At 71.5% G+C, this 16,387-nt stretch carries 18 protein-coding genes; 13 read left to right on the top strand and 5 right to left on the bottom strand.

Annotation, left to right across the window (positions count from 1 at the left end; genetic code table 11):
- The first annotated feature begins 22 nt into the window (after window positions 1–22).
- Entirely contained in the window at window positions 23–1,099 is a 1,077-nt protein-coding gene (locus ACFZDJ_RS33455) for a substrate-binding domain-containing protein (RefSeq protein ID WP_391064401.1), read from the top strand.
- Here the strand turns inward: ACFZDJ_RS33455 and ACFZDJ_RS33450 are convergent.
- Together ACFZDJ_RS33450 and ACFZDJ_RS33445 are read right to left on the bottom strand one after the other, a co-directional pair.
- On the bottom strand, window positions 1,077–1,730 hold the full coding sequence (locus ACFZDJ_RS33450; RefSeq protein ID WP_390934583.1) for a ThuA domain-containing protein: 654 nt from the start codon (window positions 1,728–1,730) through the stop codon (window positions 1,077–1,079). The two genes, ACFZDJ_RS33455 and ACFZDJ_RS33450, sit on opposite strands and share 23 nt — an antisense overlap.
- Window positions 1,731–1,826: 96 nt before the next feature.
- Entirely contained in the window at window positions 1,827–2,471 is a 645-nt protein-coding gene (locus ACFZDJ_RS33445) for a hypothetical protein (RefSeq protein WP_391064398.1), read from the bottom strand.
- Between the two features lie 161 nt (window positions 2,472–2,632).
- Between ACFZDJ_RS33445 and ACFZDJ_RS33440 the strand changes: the two genes are divergently transcribed.
- Window positions 2,633–3,037 (top strand): VOC family protein, encoded by a 405-nt coding sequence (locus ACFZDJ_RS33440; RefSeq protein ID WP_168512284.1) that lies wholly within the window; start codon window positions 2,633–2,635, stop codon window positions 3,035–3,037.
- Here ACFZDJ_RS33440 and ACFZDJ_RS33435 read toward each other — a convergent pair.
- Window positions 3,020–3,706: a helix-turn-helix domain-containing protein gene (locus ACFZDJ_RS33435; protein WP_391064394.1), complete on the bottom strand. Its 687-nt coding sequence runs from the start codon at window positions 3,704–3,706 to the stop codon at window positions 3,020–3,022. The two genes, ACFZDJ_RS33440 and ACFZDJ_RS33435, sit on opposite strands and share 18 nt — an antisense overlap.
- 10 nt (window positions 3,707–3,716) lie before the next feature.
- Window positions 3,717–4,652: a cupin domain-containing protein gene (locus ACFZDJ_RS33430; protein ID WP_391064391.1), complete on the bottom strand. Its 936-nt coding sequence runs from the start codon at window positions 4,650–4,652 to the stop codon at window positions 3,717–3,719.
- A 103-nt stretch (window positions 4,653–4,755) separates the two neighbouring features.
- Here ACFZDJ_RS33430 and ACFZDJ_RS33425 point away from each other — a divergent pair, with 103 nt between their 5' ends.
- A complete protein-coding gene (locus ACFZDJ_RS33425) occupies window positions 4,756–5,607 on the top strand; it encodes an NAD(P)H-binding protein (protein WP_384909877.1) in 852 nt (283 codons plus the stop codon).
- Window positions 5,608–5,671: 64 nt separating this feature from the next.
- Here ACFZDJ_RS33425 and ACFZDJ_RS33420 read toward each other — a convergent pair whose 3' ends face one another.
- Window positions 5,672–6,835: a YhjD/YihY/BrkB family envelope integrity protein gene (locus tag ACFZDJ_RS33420; RefSeq protein WP_390934587.1), complete on the bottom strand. Its 1,164-nt coding sequence runs from the start codon at window positions 6,833–6,835 to the stop codon at window positions 5,672–5,674.
- Between the two features lie 17 nt (window positions 6,836–6,852).
- Between ACFZDJ_RS33420 and ACFZDJ_RS33415 the strand changes: the two genes are divergently transcribed.
- The 10 genes from ACFZDJ_RS33415 to ACFZDJ_RS33370 form a co-directional block, all read left to right on the top strand.
- Window positions 6,853–8,487: an acyl-CoA dehydrogenase family protein gene (locus tag ACFZDJ_RS33415; protein WP_390934589.1), complete on the top strand. Its 1,635-nt coding sequence runs from the start codon at window positions 6,853–6,855 to the stop codon at window positions 8,485–8,487.
- Between the two features lie 310 nt (window positions 8,488–8,797).
- A complete protein-coding gene (locus ACFZDJ_RS33410; RefSeq protein ID WP_391064389.1) occupies window positions 8,798–10,204 on the top strand; it encodes a GAF domain-containing protein in 1,407 nt (468 codons plus the stop codon).
- An 81-nt stretch (window positions 10,205–10,285) separates the two neighbouring features.
- Window positions 10,286–11,665: a hypothetical protein gene (locus tag ACFZDJ_RS33405; protein ID WP_391064386.1), complete on the top strand. Its 1,380-nt coding sequence runs from the start codon at window positions 10,286–10,288 to the stop codon at window positions 11,663–11,665.
- A 262-nt stretch (window positions 11,666–11,927) separates the two neighbouring features.
- Window positions 11,928–12,500 carry a GNAT family N-acetyltransferase gene (locus ACFZDJ_RS33400; RefSeq protein WP_391064383.1) on the top strand — a complete coding sequence of 191 codons (573 nt, stop codon included), beginning with the start codon at window positions 11,928–11,930 and terminating at the stop codon, window positions 12,498–12,500.
- A gap of 172 nt (window positions 12,501–12,672) precedes the next feature.
- Window positions 12,673–12,756: a putative leader peptide gene (locus tag ACFZDJ_RS33395; protein ID WP_309486338.1), complete on the top strand. Its 84-nt coding sequence runs from the start codon at window positions 12,673–12,675 to the stop codon at window positions 12,754–12,756.
- Between the two features lie 135 nt (window positions 12,757–12,891).
- Window positions 12,892–14,586, top strand: coding sequence for a nitrite/sulfite reductase (locus tag ACFZDJ_RS33390; RefSeq protein WP_168496794.1), 1,695 nt, complete (start codon window positions 12,892–12,894; stop codon window positions 14,584–14,586).
- Window positions 14,583–14,762: a hypothetical protein gene (locus tag ACFZDJ_RS33385; protein ID WP_079090235.1), complete on the top strand. Its 180-nt coding sequence runs from the start codon at window positions 14,583–14,585 to the stop codon at window positions 14,760–14,762. The genes ACFZDJ_RS33390 and ACFZDJ_RS33385 overlap by 4 nt, the downstream gene beginning before the upstream one ends.
- Window positions 14,759–15,505: a phosphoadenylyl-sulfate reductase gene (locus ACFZDJ_RS33380; RefSeq protein ID WP_391064380.1), complete on the top strand. Its 747-nt coding sequence runs from the start codon at window positions 14,759–14,761 to the stop codon at window positions 15,503–15,505. The genes ACFZDJ_RS33385 and ACFZDJ_RS33380 overlap by 4 nt, the downstream gene beginning before the upstream one ends.
- Entirely contained in the window at window positions 15,502–16,074 is a 573-nt protein-coding gene (gene cysC / locus ACFZDJ_RS33375; RefSeq protein WP_168496790.1) for an adenylyl-sulfate kinase, read from the top strand. Before ACFZDJ_RS33380 ends, cysC begins: the two co-directional genes overlap by 4 nt.
- On the top strand, window positions 16,071–16,387 hold a 317-nt coding region (locus ACFZDJ_RS33370), incomplete at its 3' end, for a phosphoadenosine phosphosulfate reductase family protein (RefSeq protein WP_391064377.1). The genes cysC and ACFZDJ_RS33370, both read left to right, overlap by 4 nt.

Genomic DNA, 16,387 nt, shown 5'->3' with positions numbered 1-16,387 from the left:
CGGGCCGGGGAGGCGGGCTCTCATGGTGCGTACGGGAAGCGTGACCGGGCCGACGCTGGCGGTCGTCGCCCGCGAGGCGGGGGTCTCGGTGCCGACGGCGTCGAAGGTGGTCAACGGCCGGGAGGACGTGGCGCCGGAGACCCGCCGCCGGGTCACCGAGGCGCTCGACCGGCTCGGCTACGTCCGCAGACCCCGCTTCGAGGCGGCAAAGCCGCCGGGGCTGGTCGACCTCGTGGTGCACTCGCTGGAGAGCTCCTGGTCGGGCGCGGTGCTGCACGGGGTGGAGGGCGCGGCGCACGACGCGGGCCTGGAGGTGGTCGTCTCGGCCGGTCTGACCCGGACCAGGGGCGGGCGCCCGGAGCGCGACTGGCTGGACAAGCTCACCACGCGGGGCTCGGCGGGCGTGCTGTTCAACCTGGCCGAGCTCACCCCGTCCCAGTACACCTGGCTGGAGCAGCACCGCATCCCGTTCGTGATGATCGACCCGGTGCTCGAACCGCCGACCGGTGTGGTGTCGGTGGGCGCGGCCAACTGGCAGGGCGGGGTGCTGGCTACGGAACACCTCCTGTCCCTCGGCCACGAACGCATCGCCGTCATCGGCGGCTTCCGCCGCAAGATGTGCGGCAGCGCCCGGGTCGCCGGCTACCGCTCGGCCCTCGCCTCGGCCGGGATCGGACAGCGCCCCGAGTACGTCCGTTACGGCGGCTTCAGCGAGACCGGCGCCCACCGCCACATGCGGGAACTCCTCGACCTCCCCGAGCCGCCCACCGCGGTCTTCGTCTGCTCCGACAGAATGGCCCTCGGCGCCTACCAGGCCTTGTCCGAACGGGGGTTGAGCGTCCCGGGCGACTTCAGTGTGGTCGGCTTCGACGACCTGCCCGAGTCCCGCTGGGCCACCCCGGCCCTCACCACTGTGCGCCAGCCGCTCTCCGAGATGGCCGCGACGGCACTGCGCCTGCTTGTGCGGATGATGGCGGGCGAGCAACCCGAGGGCACGCGCACGGAGTTGTCGACGCGTCTGGTGGAACGGGCGAGTACGGGGCCGGTACCGGACAGCCGGAGAGCGGCCGACTCGCTCAGAGGGCGGTCGCCCAGGTGATGCCGCCGAGCAGATGCGCACGGAAGTCCGGGTCCTCGTACGCCTCCGAGGCGTGCCCGAGCGCGGTGTAGAAGACCCGGCCCGCGCCCTGTTCCCGGCACCACACGAGGGGATGGTCCCGGCCCATGCCGCCGCCCTCGTAGGAGGATTCGTCGGCGGAGGCGAGGACGCGGACCGCACCGCGCGGGCTGGTCCGGAAGTCGTACCACTCGTCGGTGAACTCCCAGACGGGTGGCAGATGTTCGGTCGCCGGATGTCCGCGATCCTCGACGACGGCCTTGCCCGGCTGGTACTCAGGGTGCCGGTCGAAGCGCGCGCCGAGGAGTTCGCCGTAGTACGGCCAGTCGTACTCGGTGCAGGCGGCGGCGTGCACTCCGACGAACCCGCCGCCACCCTCGACGTACGCCGCGAGCCGGGTCCGTCCTTCCGGGGTCAGGACGTCCCCACTGGTGGAGAGGAAGACGACCGCCGCATACGGGTCGAGGGGCGTCTCGAACGCGGCCGGGTCCTCGGTGGCGTCGACGCCGAAGCCGTGGGTAGCGCCCAGGGAGCGTACGGCGGCGACGGCGGCCGGGATGGAGTCGTGCCGGTAGGCGGTGGTCCGGGTGTAGGCGAGAACACGGGTGGTCATGGGCGCGAGCCTATGCCTGGGGATCGTCTTCGACTGCGGGTTGGTGGGGGCTGGGGGCGGAGCCCCAGGGAAGTGGCGGGGCGGGGCGACTCACGCTCAACCCGTGGTCCCCACCTCGTTGTTGGGTGCCCCGTCCCCCGTCGACGGCAGGTCACCCCGCTCCACGGGCGCCGTGGCCGTCGTCGGAGCCGGTGGCAGGACGGCGGCGAGTTCGGCGTCGCTCGGGCGGTGGGCGGAGAGCAGGACGGCCCGCGTCACCTTCGTCGAGTCACCGCTCGCTTTCAGCACATGGCCCTTCTCGACGAGCGCGTACTCGTGCCGGCCCCCACCGGCGCGGTACCACGCGTCGCCGTCCCGCTCACACACCGTCCGCTCGCCCGCCATGCCGCCGACCGGCTGCTTCGGGCAGGACCGCGCCGTCATCGTGCCGCGTTCCACGGACAGTTGGATCTGGGCGTTGGTCTCCTTCGCCCAGTACACGCCGGAGAAGCCGTCGTCGCCGTACACGCCGACCGACTGCTGGGCGAGGGTGAAGCCGGGAGCCTTCGTGACGTACACGAGTTCCGGCGCGATCCCCAACGCACTTGCACGCGCGTCGAGTTCGGCCCGGCTCGGCACGGCAACCGACGCCGACGAGTCCACCCCGGTCCCGGCCCCCGCCTTCTCCGTACCGCACCCCGTGAGCAGCACGGGAATCAGCAGCACCACCGGGAGCGACAGCACGCGCACAGGTCGGATCATGACACCCATCCTCTCGCACAGGTGTTCCACAGGTGCACGTCTGTACAGATGCACGTCAGTTCACGGCGATGAAATGAGGTCGGTTCCGGTCGTTGCGCCCCGGAGGGACTCTGTCCGATTCGTTCAAGACCCGCTTCCCGCCCCCTGCCTACGGTGTCCCCATGACTCCACGATTCGCCGTGATCGGCCTGGTCGCCTCCGACATGGCCGCCACGCTCGCCTTCTACCGCCGCCTCGGCCTCGTCTTCCCCGAGGGCGCCGAGGACCAGCCGCACGTCGAGGCCGAACTGCCCGGCGGGTCCAGGCTGGCGATCGACACCGAGGAGACGATCCGTTCGTTCCACGCGGGGTGGCGGCCGCCGGCCGACGGGGGCGGCCGGATGTCGCTCGCCTTCGGCTGCGAGGGCCCGGCGGAGGTCGACTCCGTCTACGAGGACCTGGTCGGCGCCGGCTACCACGGCGAGCTCAAACCGTGGGACGCCTTCTGGGGGATGCGGTACGCGGTCGTGCACGACCCGGACGGCAATGGCGTCGATCTGTTCGCGCCGCTACCCGCGCGCGAGTAGTTCCCCCAGCGGCATGCCCGCCAACTCCCTTACATCCCGGGCCAGATGGGCCTGGTCGGCGAAGCCGGAGCGGGCCGCCGTCTCCGCGAAGGGGACCCCGGTGCGCGCGAGGGCGAGCGCCCGCTGCAGGCGCAGGACGCGGGCGAGGGTCTTGGGGCCGTAGCCGAAGGCGGTCAGCGAGCGGCGGTGCAACTGACGCGCGCTCAGGCCGAGTCGGTCGGCCGTCGCCGCGATCGACCGGCCCGCGTCCAGGGCCGTCACGACCTCCCGCAGCAGCGGGTCGGGCGGATCGGCGGCAGTCGCCCGGTCCAGCGCCACCTGCTCCAGCGCGGTCACCGGATCGGCGGCCGCGGCGACCCGCGCGGTGCGGCGCCGGACCTCCGAGGCGGGCCACAGGTCCGCCAGGTCGACGCGCAGGTCGCACAGTTCGTGGGCGGGTACGCCGAGGAGCGTCGGCCCCGTGCCGGGGGAGAAACGGACGCCCGCCCAGCGCCCGGCCGCGTCCTCGGGAACGTACGCCTGGGTGTCGGGCCCGGCGACGAGCAGTCGCCCCTCGTGCCAGAGCAGGTCCATGCAGCCGTCGGGAAGCACGGCCCCCACCGTGGAACCGGACGTTCCACGGGACCACACCACGGCGCCCGCCAACCGGGAAGCCCGCTCCACATACACGTACGTCAGGCTACGCCGCCCGCGTCCGGTGCTCCTGCGGGCTGACCCCGTACACCCGTTTGAAGGCGCTGGACAGGGCGAACGCGCTGCCGTAGCCGACGTGACGGGCGATCGCCTCAAGGGTGTCGTCCGTTTCGCGCAGCCGGTCGGCGGCGAGGGCGAGACGCCAGCCGGTGAGGTACGCCATCGGGGGCTCGCCCACGAGTTCGCTGAAGCGGCGGGCCAGCGCGGCCCTGGACACCCCGGCCTTCGCGGCGAGCGTCGCCACGGTCCAGGGGTGTGCCGGGTCGTCCTGGACGAGCCGCAGCACCCGGCCGACGACGGGGTCCGCGAGCGCCCGGTACCAGGCGGGGGCGGCGGCCTCCGGGCGGGAGAACCAGGCGCGTAGCGCGGCGATCATGAGGAGGTCGAGGAGCCGGTCCAGGACCACCTCCTGGCCCGGCTCGTCGCGCACGATCTCCTCGGTGAGGATCTCGGTGAGCGGGCAGTCCCACACGTCCTGGGTGAGGGAGAGCAGCGGCGGCAGGGCGTCGAGCAGTCTGCCGTTGATCTCGCCCCGCATCATGTACGTCCCGATCAGCAGCACCGTGGAGCCGTCGAGCCGGTCGCCCCAGGTGCGGACGTCCAGGTCCCACTGCCCCTTCAGGGACCGCCCGTCGGGGTAGGTGCACTCGCCGCCCGGCAGGATCACCGCCTGGGGCGGGGTCCCCGGGTCGTCCGCGCAGGTGTACGGGTCCGGGCCGCGGGCGATCGCGAGGTCACCGGCCCGCAGGAACACGCGCTCCCCCGCGTCCGGCACGACCCAGGCCTCGCCGCGCACCACGAGCATGATCGTGAGAGGGGCGCGGTCCTCGACGCGTACGCACCAGGGCGGGTCGAAGCACGCACGGATCATGAAGGCGCCACGTGCCCGGGGGCCCTCCAGCAGGCCGGCGAGTGCGTCCATGGCGTCAGCGTAGACGTCTGAGGGGAAGGGACGTAGACGTCCGCTTATGGGAATGAGTTCCTCGGCGATGGGAGTCCCGCGCGGGCGGCGATTCACTGGCGGTATGACGCAGAACAGGGCACACGAAGAGCACGTACGGGACATGACGGTGCTGGTCACGGGCGCCACGGGGCGTACCGGGCGGCGGGTGGCCGAGGCCGCGCGGGCGGCGGGGCTGAGTGTGCGGGCCGCGTCCCGCGCGGCGGGGTTCGACTGGACGGACCGGTCGACGTGGGCGGACGCCCTTCGGGGTGCCGACGCGGCGTATCTCGTCCACCCCACGGACGTCGGCTCGCCCGACGCGGCCGAGGTGGTCGGGGGTCTGGCACGAGAGGCGGTCGGGCTGGGGGTGCGGCGGCTGGTGCTGCTGTCCTCGCGGGGTGAGGAGCGGGCGCGGCCGGCCGAGGAGGCGCTGAGGGCGTCGGGCGCCGACTGGACGGTCGTTCGGGCCGCGTGGTTCGCGCAGAACTTCAGCGAGGGGCCGTTGGTGGAGGGGCTGCTCCGCGGGGAGCTGGTGTTTCCCGCCGGTGAGGTGCGGGAGCCGTTCATCGATGTGCGGGACATCGCGGACGTCGTGGTGGCCGTGCTCACGGGCGGCGACCGGTATGCCGGGCAGGAGCTCGCCGTCTCCGGGCCCCGGCTGCTGAGTTTTCGGGAGGCGGTGGGGGAGATCGCGGCGGCGACGGGGGGTGAGCTGACGTATCTCCCGGTGACGGCGCGCCAGTACGGCGATCGGCTCGCCGGGTTCGGGGTGCCGGCGGAGGAGGTCGAGTTCCTCGTCGAGCTCTTCGAGAGCCTGCTCGACGGGCGCAACTCCTACCTTTCGGGGGGTGTGCGGGAGGTTCTGGGGCGGGAGCCGCGCGATTTCACTGCGTTCGCTCGGGAGGCGGCGGTGGGGGGTGCGTGGAAGGGGTAGGTCCGTCCCATCCCCAACGCGCAGTTCCCCGCGCCCCTACGGGCCGCCTCCCACTCGGGTCGTGCTAGTCCTCCGGACAGTGGTCGTCGTCGTTGTGCTTGCGGGGGTGGTGGGAGCTCTTCACGTGGGTGCGGAGACGGGAGGTCACGTCCTCCGGGGGGAGGAAGCGGGACCAGCGTTCCGGGAACTCGGAGGGCATGTCCGGGTCGTCGGGGTCGGGGTCGGCGGCGCGGTGGGCGGCGGCGCGGGCGACGTACTCGGCGGCCTGCTCCTGACGCAGACGCTCGTTCGCGGCGCGGGCCGCGGCCGTGGCGGCGGCCGGCCAGACCCGGTCGATGGCGGCGTTGACCGCGGCGCCGACGAGGACGGCGAACGCGGACACACCGATCCACAGGAGGACGGCCACGGGGGCGGCGAGTGAGCCGTAGATCGTCGGGCCCTCGACCGTGCTGGTCAGATAGATGCGGAGCAGGAAGCTGCCCAGGACCCACATGGCGAGGGCGACCAGGGCGCCGGGCACGTCCTCCACCCAGGGTGAGCGGACGGGCACCGACACGTGGTACAGCGTGGTCAGGAAGACGACCGAGAGCACGATGACGACAGGCCAGTACAACACCTGCACGAGCGTCGCCGACCACGGCACGATCTGCACCACCGCGTCCGGGCCCGCGACCATCAGCGGCAGCGCGATCGAGCCGATCAGCAGCGCCACGATGAACAGCAGGAACGACATCACGCGGGTCGCCACGATCCCCCGGGTGCCGTCGAGGCCGTACATCACGGTGATGGTGTCGACGAAGACGTTCACCGCGCGTGAGCCCGACCACAGGGCGAAGAGGAAACCGATGGAGATGATGTCGGGCCGGCCGCCCTTCATCACGTCGTGAAGGATCGGTTCGGCGATCTGGTGGACGCCCTTGTCGGTGAGGACCGTGCGGGAGGCCTCCAGGATGTTGGACTCCAGGCTCGCGATCGAGTGCGCGCCGGTCCAGGCGTCGACGTAGCCGAGCAGTCCGATGAGGCTCAGCAGCAGGGGCGGCACGGACAGGAGTGTGAAGAAGGCGGCCTCGGCCGCCAGCCCCAGGATCCGGTACTCCATGCAGGAGTTGACGGTGTCCTTGAGCAGCAGCCAGGCGGTCCTGCGCTTCGACACGTTCCTGTACAGCGCGCGAGCGCGGTGAAAGCGGCCCACGGGAGGCCGTTCAGGTGTTTCTTTTGCCTGGTGCACGTCCTTACCGTATCCGTATGGCAGCCAGCACCCACACCGTGACCAACCAGGCTCCGCCCCTGGTCGGATATGACGTCTTTGCCGCCGACCGGGCCCTCGTGGAGGCGGTCGACCGGCATCTTGATCCAGGGCTTCTCGACGAGGCACGCGAGGAGCTGTCGCTGCTCGGGCGCACGACGGGCTCCGCGCAGGTGCAGGAGTGGGGGGTGCTGGCCAACGAGAACCCACCGAAGCTGCGCACCCACGACCGCTACGGCAACCGCGTCGACGAGGTCGATTTCCATCCCGCCTGGCACCGACTGCTCGGCAAGGGGGTCTCGGCGGGGCTGACGGCGGCCTGGAGCCGTCCCGGCGGTCACCTCAGGCGCGCGGCCGGCTTCGTCGTGTGGTCGCAGGCCGAGGCGGGCCACGGCTGCCCGCTGTCGATGACCCACGCGGCGGTGCCCGCCCTGCGCACCGACCCGGCGCTCGCCGCCCTCTGGGAGCCACTGCTCACGTCCACCGTCTACGACCAGGGGCTGCGGCCCGCCTCCCAGAAGGCCGGTGTGCTCTTCGGGATGGGCATGACGGAGAAGCAGGGCGGCAGTGACGTACGGGCGAACAGGACCGAGGCGCGGCCGCTCGCCGAGGACGGCACGTATGAGCTGACGGGGCACAAATGGTTCTGTTCGGCGCCGATGTCGGACGGGTTCCTGGTGCTCGCGCAGGCCCCGGGCGGCCTCACCTGTCTTCTGGTGCCTCGGGTGCTGGAGGACGGGACCCGCAACGTGTTCCGCATCCAGCGGCTCAAGGACAAGCTCGGCAACAAGTCGAACGCGTCGAGCGAGGTCGAGTTCGACGGGACCTGGGCGCGCCGGGTCGGGGACGAGGGACGCGGGGTGCGCACCATCATCGAGATGGTCGCGGTGACCCGGCTGGACTGTGTGCTCGGCGCCGCGGCGATCATGCGGCAGGCCGTGGCGCAGGCCGTGCACCACTGCACCTACCGGGAGGCCTTCGGCGGCAAGTTGATCGACAAGCCGCTGATGCGCAACGTGCTGGCGGACCTGGCGCTGGAGTCGGAGGCGGCGACGACACTGGCGATGCGTCTCGCGGCTGCTTACGACAACGGCGGCGAGGACGAGCGGGCGTTCCTGCGGCTCGCGGTGCCGGCCGCCAAGTACTGGGTGACCAAGCGCTGCACCTCGGTGGCGGTGGAGGCGCTGGAGTGCCTGGGCGGCAACGGGTACGTCGAGGAGTCCGGCATGCCGAGGCTGCTGCGCGAGTCGCCGCTCAACTCCATCTGGGAGGGCGCGGGCAATGTGCAGGCCCTCGACCTGCTGCGCGCGCTCCAGCGGGAGCCGCAGGCGCTGAACGCGTTCCTGCAGGAGGTGGGCCGGGCCCGAGGCGCCGACCACCGGCTCGACGGCGCGATCAAGAACCTGCTGGGCGAACTCGCCGACCTGGACGGTATCGAGGGGCGCGGGCGCAGGCTCGCGGAGCGAGTCGCGCTGGTGCTGCAGGGGTCGCTGCTCGTCCAGTACGCGCCCCCGGAGGTCGCCGACGCGTTCTGCGCGTCACGGCTGGGCGGCGACTGGGGCTCGGCCTTCGGCACGCTGCCGCACAGTCTCGATCTGGCCACGGTGGTGGAACGGGCCCGACCGGTTTCCTGAGCCGGTCTCCGCACCGGTGGCGCGGGGGTGGTGCTGCGCCGACACGGCACCACCCCCGCTCTCTGGCCCCGTTGTGAGGAGCGCGAACGCCGCACGGGCGGCGTTGCTCAAGTTTCCGACCCCGTACGGCTGTTCGCCAGGGTTGCAGGGGGTTGCAACTTTTCCGGCTTCTGTGGCCGGACTGTGTCCTTCCGTCGGCGCCGGGCGGCACTATGAGAACAGCAGTCAGTACGGGCCCGGGTGACCGTGGCCGAAAAGGGCCGGGCAGTGGTGGGCCACCGGTGTCCCGAGCCCGTCCGGGGAGGATTCCGTGGCGCACTCGCCGATCGACGTGACGCGGCTCGCCGCTCTGGACGCCGCCCAGGCGGCCCGTGTGCTGCGCAAGGTACGCGACGCCACGCTCTCCGGACAGCCCGCCCGCCTCGCGCCGCGCCCGGTGATCGAGCAGTCCTGGGAGCGCATGCTGCGCAGCGGGGTCGACCCCGACCACGACTTCCGGGCCGGGCTGCTGGTCCGCGACGAGGTCGAGCGGCGGCGCCAGACCTCACAGCTGCGGCATGTCCTGCCGGTGCTGCGCGAGGGCCTGCTCTCGGTCGCGGACGTCGCGCACCACATCATGGTGGTCGCGGACGCGGAGGGCCGGGTGCTGTGGCGGGAGGGCAGCGCGTCCGTGCTGCGCAAGGCCGACGGGTTCGGCTTCGAACTCGGGGCGGACTGGCGCGAGGGCGTGGTCGGTACGAACGGTGTGGGCACCCCGCTGGTCGCCCGGCGCCCCGTCCAGGTCTTCTCCGCCGAGCACTTCGTGCGCACCCACCACTCGTGGACCTGCACCGGCGCCCCGATCACCGACCCGCGCGACGGCACTCTGATCGGCGTCGTGGACGTGAGCGGGCCGCTGGACACCCTGCACCCGGCGACGCTCGCCCTGGTCGGCTCGGTGGCCAAGCTCGCCGAGGCGCGCCTGCGCGAGCTGCACCTGACCTCGCTGGAGGGGCTGCGCGCGGTGGCGGCGCCGGTGCTCGCCCGGCTCGGCGGACGCGCCCTCGCCGTGGACCAGGACGGCTGGACGGCCGCGGTCACCGGGATGCCGTACACCGGGCGGCTCGCGCTGCCCAAGGCGCTCGCTCCCGGGCGGAGTTGGCTGCCGACGCTCGGGCTGTGCGTGGTGGAGCCGCTGCCCGGCGGCTGGCTGCTGCGGGCCGCCGACGAGCAGGGACCCCGGCGGGCCGCGCGGATCGTCCTGGACCTGGCGCACCCGCGCCGCTCCTCGGTGACCGTCTCGTCCGAAGCGGGCTCCTGGTGCCACGAACTGAGCCCCCGCCACGCCGAGTTGCTGTACCTGCTGGCCGTCCGGCCCGCCGGGCGCAGCGCCTCCGGGCTCGCCGACGACCTGTTCGACGACCCCGGTCGTACGGTGACGGTGCGGGCCGAGATGTCGCGCGTACGGCGGTATCTCGGGGCTTTTCTGGAACACCGGCCGTATCGTTTCTGCGAGGCCGCGGAGGTCCAGCTGGTGCTTCCGGAGGACCCCGGGGACCTGCTCCCCCACTCGACGGCCCCTGCGGTGCGCAGGGCGCGGAATTCCGGGCCTCCTTGTACCGCACCGGGCCCCGACGCGTCACCCGACCGGCCGAATATGCCCCCTGCGGGAGGCAAGGAGCGTATTTCGGGACCGTCTTCCGGGGTCCTTGACCAGGCACATGGCTCTCTGACGTAGCATCCCTCCACAGGCCACCCCACCCGTCTCTCCGTCAATGTTCTGATCATGAGGGGCAGTTGGCCTACCTCGGGAGGACGCATGAAGCACCGCGGCAGGCACCGTCGTAGGCGAAGGGGACAGGCGCTGCGTGCCACCCTGGCCGGAACCGCCCTCGCGCTCACCGCGGCCGCCACGCTGATCAGCACCTCCCAGGCCACCGGCAGCAACAGTCCGGGCGCGCTGACCCCGCTCACCTCGGCCTCCGAGACCAGCAGGCTCCGGCTGCACGAGAACCTGGTCGCCGGGGACACCCTCAGCACACTCAGCCGGAACATGGGCGGGAACGTCGGGGTCTCCGGCGTGCTGGCGAGCGCCGACCACACGATGCGCGACGAGGCCGACTGCTCCGGGACCGAGCGGGCCGCGCTGCCGCTCGAACCGGTCGCCACCCGCGCGTACTGCTGGGCCTCGGACGACGCGGAGACCCAGCAGTGGGCGCCCGCCTCCGTCACCACCTCAGGCGACGCCGACGACGACGGCCGGTGGGGCGACCAGCGGGTCATCCTGGCGGGCTGGAGCCACGACGACCGGGCCGCGGGCGCCTCCGCCACGGACCGGGGCCTGGCCCGGGTCGCCTTCATCGACGCGAGCGACCCGGCGGCGCTCAGGTACCGCTGGGTGCTGCTGGTCGCGCCGCGCGACGGCGGCAGGGACTTCGGCGCGGTCCGCTCCCGGATGGGCGGCATGGTCTGGTACCAGGGCAAGCTGATCGTCACCGCGCAGAACGGCGCGGGGCAGGACGACTCCCTGCTCGTCTTCGACCTGCACCACCTCCTGAAGGCGGGCGTGAACAGCGGGGCGATCGGCAGGGTACGCGGCGGCTACTCCGCGCACGGCTACCAGTACGTGCTGCCGGCCGTCGGCTCCTACAGCCCGGCGGGCGGCACGTGCGGCTCGGGCGAGACCCGGGCGAACCCCTGCTTCGGTTCCCTCTCGCTGGACCGCACCTCGACGCCGGACAGCCTGGTCGCCACCGAGGCGGCACCGGCCGACGGCACGGAACGGACCCGGATCTGGCGGTACTCGTACAGCACCGTCACCGGCCGGGCGGGGTTGCTCGGCAGCGACTCCCTGGGGCGGGTCGACGCGCGCGAGGCCTACACGACCAAGGCCGCCGGACTCTCGGGCGTCCTCTCGTACACGCCGGCCGGGGCACGCAGGGCCGACTGGTATGTCGGCCACACTCCTGCCAGCGGTGGCCGGCACGGCACGCTGTGGCGCCAGAGCGGGCACACCGCCGAGGCGGTGCAGTGCACCGGGGACCAGTCCTACGCCTGCTGGGGCCAGCACACCGCCTCCCTGTCCTACTGGCCGGAGACCGGCGAACTGTGGACCCTCACCGGCGCGGACCCGGACACGACACCGGAGCGCGTGCTGTACGCGGTCCCCTTGACCGCGGTGGACAAGTCCCTGGGCTAGAGCCCGGGGGGCTTCGCCCCCAAACCCCCGTTCGGCCTGAACGGCCTCGTCCTCAAACGCCGGACGGGCTGAAAGATGCGCGCAGCGCCCCTTAAGGGGCGCGGGGAACTGCGCGAACGGCCCCCACCGGCCCGCAGTCGAAGAACACACGCGGGGGGGTCTGGGGGCGGAGCCCCCAGGGATGGGACGGGTAGGGGCGGCGGGGGCGAAAGCACCTGGCCCGCTTTGGAGCAGGGCGCGGCCCCGTGGTTCCCTGGCCCCCATGAGCAACGTCACTGTGACCACCTGGTCCCTGGAGCAGACCGCGTCGAGCGACCTGCTCCCCGCGATCACGCCCGACGGCGACGTCCGGATCGTGCGCTCCGAAGTCCCCTCGCCCGAGTTCAGCCGCTTCCTGTACGCCTCCGTAGGCGGAGACATCCGCTGGACCGACCGCCTGAGCTGGACGTACGCCCAGTGGCAGGGGTTCCTGGACCGCCCCGGCGTGGAGACCTGGGTCGCCTACGACCGGGGAACGCCCGCGGGCTACGTCGAGCTGGACCCGCAGGACGACGGCGTCGTGGAAGTCAGTTACTTCGGGTTGATCCCGACCTTCCGGGGCCGCCGGATCGGCGGGCACCTGCTCTCCCACGGGGTGGCACGCGCCTGGGACCTCGGGGAGCGCTGGCCGGGACGGCCCGAGACGAAGCGCGTCTGGCTGCATACATGCAGCAAGGACGGGGAGCACGCGATGGACAACTACCTGCGCCGCGGCTTCAAGCTCTTCGACACCAAGGTGGAGGAGGAGCCGGAGGTCGCCACACCCGGGCCCTGGCCGGGCGCACGAGCGGTCTGACCTGCCACGGACCGACCCTCGGCCCGCCATCGGGCGGTCACCGGTCCGTCGGATCGTCCATTTCTGCCCAGCCATGTGACCGACAACACCTTCGTCTCGCCATTCGGGACAAGGGTGTCCACATGATGGATGACGGTGGACTGGCCCGAGATCCCCGTGACACGCTTCCGTCATGTCTGGAACTGGAATTGCCTTGGTGAGTCGGCGGCACGTCGACCTCGGCCGCATGTCCAGCGCCATCTGTCCGGCGAGCTGACAGCCCCGGCCCAGCCGACATTCTCCCTTTTGCCTCCCTCTGCGCAATGACGCGCGCGCACTTCCGTATGCGCCCGCATGCGCAGATGAGAGCCGCTCTCCTTCCTGTCCCGCAGTCCCGAAGGACGTATCAACCATGGCCGCCACCCCGCAGAATCCCGCCGCCGCGCCCCGCCGCAAGGTGAGTCGTCACCGCGGCGAGGGTCAGTGGGCCGTGGGTCACTTCACCCCGCTCAACGGAAACGAACAGTTCAAGAAGGACGACGACGGTCTCAATGTGCGGACACGCATTGAGACGATCTACTCGAAGCGCGGCTTCGACTCGATCGACCCCAACGACCTTCGTGGACGTATGCGCTGGTGGGGGCTGTACACCCAGCGCAAGCCCGGGATCGACGGCGGCAAGACCGCGATCCTGGAGCCGGAGGAGCTGGACGACAAGTACTTCATGCTGCGCGTCCGCATCGACGGCGGCCGGCTGACCACCGACCAGCTGCGCGTCATCGGCGAGATCTCGCAGGAGTTCGCGCGCGGCACCGCCGACCTCACCGACCGCCAGAACGTGCAGTACCACTGGATCCGTATCGAGGACGTCCCCGAGATCTGGAACCGGCTCGAAGCCGTCGGGCTGTCCACCACCGAGGCCTGCGGTGACACGCCCCGCGTCATCCTCGGCTCGCCCGTCGCCGGCATCGCCGAGGACGAGATCATCGACGGCACCCCGGCCATCGACGAGATCCACCGCCGGATCATCGGCAACAAGGACTTCTCGAACCTGCCCCGCAAGTTCAAGTCCGCGATCTCCGGCTCGCCGCTGCTCGACGTGGCACACGAGATCAACGACGTCGCCTTCGTCGGCGTGAACCACCCGGAGCACGGCCCCGGCTTCGACCTCTGGGTCGGCGGCGGCCTCTCCACCAACCCGAAGATCGGCCAGCGCCTCGGCGCCTGGGTCCCGCTGGACGAGGTCCCGGACGTCTACGAAGGCGTGATCTCGATCTTCCGCGACTACGGCTACCGGCGCCTGCGCACCCGCGCCCGTCTGAAGTTCCTGGTCGCCGACTGGGGCGTGGAGAAGTTCCGCCAGATCCTGGAGGACGAGTACCTCAAGCGGAAGCTCGTCGACGGCCCGGCCCCCGACCAGCCGGTCGCCCGCTGGCGCGACCACGTCGGTGTGCACCGCCAGCAGGACGGCCGCTTCTACGTCGGCTTCGCGCCGCGCGTCGGCCGCGTGGACGGCACCACCCTCACGAAGATCGCCGAGCTGGCCGCGGCACACGGCTCGGGCCGGCTGCGCACCACCGTCGAGCAGAAGATGATCGTGCTCGACGTGACGGAGGACCAGGTCGACTCGCTGGTGGAGGGCCTCGAAGCCCTCGACCTGACCGTCAAGCCCTCCACCTTCCGGCGCGGCACGATGGCCTGCACCGGCATCGAGTACTGCAAGCTCGCGATCGTCGAGACCAAGGCGCGCGGTGCTTCTCTGATCGACGAACTCGAGCGCCGTATCCCCGAGTTCGAAGAGCCCATCACCATCAACATCAACGGCTGCCCGAACGCCTGCGCCCGTATCCAGGTCGCGGACATCGGTCTCAAGGGCCAGCTGGTCCTCAACGACCAGGGCGAGCAGGTCGAGGGCTTCCAGGTGCACCTGGGCGGCGCGCTCGGCCTGGAGGCCGGCTTCGGCCGCAAGGTCCGTGGCCTGAAGGTCACCTCGGACGAACTGCCCGACTACATCGAGCGGGTCCTCAAGCGCTTCCAGGCGGAGCGCGAGGACGGCGAGCGCTTCGCCACATGGGCGACCAGGGCTTCTGAGGAGTCGCTGTCATGAGTGAGCGGGCCGCTCCCTTCTACTGCCCCTACTGCGGTGACGAAGACCTCCGTCCGAGCGAGCAGGGCCACGGCGCGTGGGAATGCGCGGCGTGCAACCGAGCCTTCCAGTTGAAGTTCCTCGGGCTGCTCGCCCGTGGGGTTCAGCGCAACGAAGGTGGAGGGGACGAGATATGACGACGATTCAGAAGGACCGGGAAGACCGGGAAGATCGGGAAGACCGTACGGCCGAGGATCTGAAGCGGCTCGCCGAGCAGGCGGGGCGCGATCTCGAGGACGCCTCGGCTCTGGAGATCCTCCAGTGGGCCGTCGAGACCTTCGGCAAGGCGTTCTGCGTGACCTCCTCCATGGAGGACGCGGTCGTCGCCCACCTCGCCTCCCGCGCCCAGCCCGGCGACAGCCAAGTCGACGTGGTCTTCCTCGACACCGGCTACCACTTTCCCGAGACCATCGGCACCCGGGACGCGGTCGAGGCCGTGATGGACGTCAACGTCATCACCCTCACCCCGCGTCAGACCGTCGCCGAGCAGGACGCCGAGTACGGCCCCAAGCTGCACGACCGCGACCCCGACCTGTGCTGCGCCCTGCGCAAGGTCAAGCCCCTGGAAGAGGGCCTGACCAGGTACGACGCCTGGGCGACCGGACTGCGCCGCGACGAGTCCCCGACCCGGGCGAACACCCCGGTCGTCGGCTGGGACGAGAAGCGGCAGAAGGTCAAGATCTCGCCGATCGCCCGCTGGACACAGGACGACGTGGACGCGTACGTCGCCGAGCACGGCGTCCTCACCAACCCGCTGCTGATGGACGGCTACGCCTCCGTCGGCTGCGCGCCCTGCACCCGCCGTGTTCTGGAGGGCGAGGACGCCCGCGCCGGACGCTGGGCGGGACGGTCCAAGACCGAGTGCGGGCTGCACGGATGACCACGACCACCCAGATCTCTCAGGAGCAGCAAGTGACGACCGGAGCCACCATCTGGCTCACGGGTCTGCCGAGCGCCGGCAAGACCACCATCGCGTACGAGCTGGCCGGCCGGCTGCGCGACGAGGGCCACCGCGTCGAGGTGCTCGACGGCGACGAGATCCGCGAGTTCCTCTCGTCGGGCCTCGGCTTCTCGCGCGAGGACCGCGACACGAACGTGCAGCGGATCGGTTTCCTCGCCGAACTGCTCGCCCGCAACGGCGTCAAGGCGCTCGTCCCGGTGATCGCGCCGTACGCCGACAGCCGTGAGGCGGTCCGCGGGCGTCACCAGAGCGGCGGCACCCCCTACCTGGAGGTGCACGTGGCGACCCCGGTCGAGGTCTGCTCCGTACGCGATGTGAAGGGCCTCTACGCCAAGCAGGCCGCGGGTGAGATCTCGGGGCTGACCGGCGTCGACGACCCGTACGAGGAGCCCGCGTCGCCCGATCTGCGCATCGAGTCGCACACCCAGTCCGTGCAGGAGTCCGCGGCCGCGCTCCATGCGCTGCTCACCGAAAGGGGTCTCGCATGACGACCGTCGCCAGTGTCTCCGACTCCGAGGAGACGGACAGCACCCCGTACGCGCTCTCGCACTTGGACGCCCTGGAGTCCGAGGCCGTGCACATCTTCCGTGAGGTCGCGGGCGAGTTCGAACGGCCGGTGATCCTCTTCTCCGGCGGCAAGGACTCCATCGTCATGCTGCACCTCGCCCTGAAGGCCTTCGCCCCCGCCGCGATCCCCTTCACCCTCCTGCACGTCGACACCGGACACAACTTCCCCGAAGTCCTCGCATACCGCGACCGCACCGTCGAAAAGCACGGACTGCGACTCCACATCGCCTCCGT

The organism is Streptomyces sp. NPDC007896, assembly GCF_042959425.1.
Classification (GTDB): domain Bacteria; phylum Actinomycetota; class Actinomycetes; order Streptomycetales; family Streptomycetaceae; genus Streptomyces.
This window is presented reverse-complemented; position numbering and strand designations above follow the sequence as displayed.